The organism is Streptomyces murinus (assembly GCF_002154555.1).
Lineage (GTDB): Bacteria > Actinomycetota > Actinomycetes > Streptomycetales > Streptomycetaceae > Streptomyces > Streptomyces murinus.
Map to the genome: position 1 here is coordinate 1 of NZ_MUNF01001069.1, position 552 is coordinate 552.

At 66.5% G+C, this 552-nt stretch carries 2 protein-coding genes; one reads left to right on the top strand and one right to left on the bottom strand.

Annotation, left to right across the window (positions count from 1 at the left end):
- The coding region (locus tag CCN72_RS41620) for a DUF6643 family protein (protein WP_341868918.1) at window positions 1–93 on the bottom strand (93 nt) is incomplete at its 3' end.
- Between the two features lie 304 nt (window positions 94–397).
- Here CCN72_RS41620 and CCN72_RS41315 point away from each other — a divergent pair.
- A partial coding sequence (locus CCN72_RS41315) for a TerD family protein (RefSeq protein WP_483027302.1) occupies window positions 398–552 on the top strand: 155 nt, incomplete at its 3' end.

Sequence of the window (552 nt, forward strand, 5' to 3'; positions counted from 1 at the left end):
TCCCCGCTCGGCCACGAGGGCGTCGTAGATCGGAGTGTCCCGGAAGGAGGCGGAGTAATAGCCGCCGCCATAGGTGGAGCGGGGGGAGGTCATGGCACATAAGTTAAGCCCACGATGTGCTGGTTGGGGAGACCGATAAGAGGGTTGTTTTCCGTGTCGGCGGTGACCGGGGATACTCAATCAGAGCGAACTTGTCGAAAAGGGGCAGCGGTTCACGTATAGATCATGTAAGGAACGGACTTCCCGGGCGGGTTACCGGCGGTCGACCGGCGATCTTCCTGCGTCTTTGCCCGCGCGGCCCAGGGGAGTTCGGCGGGGCCGGGCATAGGTTGGGCATGCGGGGATGATCCGGACGTCCGTGGACACTGCGGGCGGGAGCGAGGGGGTCGACATGACGATGGCGAAGGGATCGAACACACCGGTTCCGGCCACCGCGCTGCGGGTCGAGCTGGGGCGGCGCCAGGGGCCCGGAGTGCCGGACGCGGACGCCTCCGCGCTGCTGCTCGCCGCGGGGAAGGTCCGCTCCGACGCGGACTTCGTCTTCTACAACCA